The following is a 1,550-nucleotide window of genomic DNA, read 5'->3' as shown; positions in this document are numbered from 1 at the left end:
CGACGATGACGTCCAGGTCGAACTTCGCGGCCGACTCATACACCGTCGTGGTGTCGGTCTCCTCCGCGGCCTCGCCGTCGATCTGTCCACCGGCTCGGACACCCGGGAGGTCCAGCACGGCGTCAATGGCATTCTGCGTCGTCAGAACGACCTGGAAGAGTGGGTGGCGGGCCATCGAGCGTGACGGCGCCAGCTCCTCCACCAGCTTCTCGAACGGCACGTCCTGGTGCGCCAACGCCGACAGGGTCCGCTCCCGCACCCGCTCCAGCAGCATCCGGAACGTCGGGGCACCCGACAGATCCGTCCGGACCACCAGCGTGTTGATGAAGAACCCCACCAGGTCGTCCAACGCCTCATCCGTACGACCGGCGTTCGCCGAACCGATCGGAACGTCCGTCCCCGCACCCAGCTTCGACAACAGCACCGCCAACGACGCCTGGAGCACCATGAACGGGGTCACACCCTCGGCCCGCGCCACCTCCACCAGCCGTCCGTGCACGCTCGCCGGCACCTCGACCGGCACCTGGTGTCCACGGTGGGAGGACACAGTCGGACGCGGGCGATCGAACGGCAGCTCCAGCTCCTCCGGCGAACCATCCAACGCATCACGCCAGAAAGCGATCTGACGTGACAGCAGGCTGTCCGGGTCCTGGTCGTCCCCCAGCAGATCGCGCTGCCACAGCGTGTAGTCGGCATACTGCACCGGCAACGGCTCCCACTCCGGCGCCCGACCCTCGCTCCGCGCCGCGTACGCGACCGAGAGATCCCTCGCGAGCGGGCCCTTCGACCAGCCGTCGCACGCGATGTGGTGCATCGCTACAACCAGTACTCGCACCTCCGGCTCTGCCTCGAACAGCCAAGCCTTGATGGGCACTTCTGCCGAGAGATCGAAGGTGTACTGTGCCGCCTCGGTGGCGGCGGTCTCCAGATCCGGGAGCGCTACATCAGTCACCTGCAGCGCCCACTGGAGCTCTTCGGGGGCGAGGATCTGCTGGTGGGGCTCGCCATCGACCATCGAGAACACCGTGCGCAGGACCTCGTGCCGCCCGATCACATCGAGGAACGCGGCGTTGAGCACATCCTGGTCCACATCACCCGACAGCGGCAGTGCCTCCGAGGTGTTGTAGGTCGCGCTGGGCCCTTCGAGCTGGTTGATGAACCAGAGCCGACGCTGCGCAAACGACAGCGGTACCCGCTCCGGGCGCTCCCCCGCCGTCAGCGCCACCCGCGCCCGGTCCGCGCCCGCCAGCCGCGTTGCCAGCCCCGCGACCGTCGGCGCCTCGAACAGCACCCGCAGCGGCACCTCCACACCCAGGATCGACCGCACCCGGCTCACGAGGCGCACCGCGAGGAGTGAGTGCCCGCCCAGGGCGAAGAAGCTGTCGTCGACGCCAACGCTCTCCAGGCCGAGAATCTCCGCGAAGGCCAGGCAGAGCAGCTCCTCCTGGAGACTCACCGGGCCGCGGCCGGAATTGCCCGCATACTCCGGGGCGGGCAGGGCCTTGCGGTCCAGCTTCCCGTTACCCGTCAGCGGCAACGCATTCAGGACC

The 1,550-nt window shown here is 68.5% G+C and carries 1 protein-coding gene; it reads right to left on the bottom strand.

Translation table 11 applies throughout. From position 1 onward, the window contains the following. Nucleotides 1-1,550: condensation domain-containing protein (locus tag GA0115254_RS34200; protein WP_256102914.1), on the bottom strand; the 1,550-nt coding region annotated here is incomplete at both ends.

The sequence above is a fragment of the Streptomyces sp. Ncost-T10-10d genome, assembly GCF_900091955.1.
Taxonomy (GTDB): domain Bacteria; phylum Actinomycetota; class Actinomycetes; order Streptomycetales; family Streptomycetaceae; genus Streptomyces.
Note: the sequence above shows the minus strand (reverse complement) of the source record. Positions and strands in the feature narration are given on the sequence as shown.